Genomic DNA, 256 nt, shown 5'->3' with positions numbered 1-256 from the left:
ATTACACCCGGCCAGTCCGTGGTATTCTATGAGGGTGACGAATGTCTGGGTGGCGCGGTGATTACCGGACGCTATCATCACTTAAATGACATTGAAGCCGAGATTGAAGCGAAATAGAATCGACATTATGACGCAAACCTATACCGAACAAGACAAAGCCATCGCCCTTATTGGCATCTACCAAGTGGCGCAACAAGTGTATCAACTGGCCACCACCGGGAAAACCGACGACCTTGCCTATCAGACCAGTATCAAT

Annotated in this window: 1 protein-coding gene; it reads left to right on the top strand. The window is 48.8% G+C overall.

Annotation, left to right across the window (positions count from 1 at the left end; all coding sequences use genetic code 11):
- Positions 1-117, top strand: coding sequence for an aminomethyltransferase beta-barrel domain-containing protein (locus AWR36_RS16515; protein WP_369814740.1), 117 nt, complete (start codon positions 1-3; stop codon positions 115-117).
- Positions 118-256: the final 139 nt, after the last annotated feature.

This window comes from Microbulbifer flavimaris (genome assembly GCF_001641755.2).
Classification (GTDB): Bacteria; Pseudomonadota; Gammaproteobacteria; order Pseudomonadales; family Cellvibrionaceae; genus Microbulbifer; species Microbulbifer flavimaris.
The sequence above is the reverse complement of the archived record's forward strand: the minus strand, read 5'-3'. Positions and strand labels throughout refer to the sequence as shown.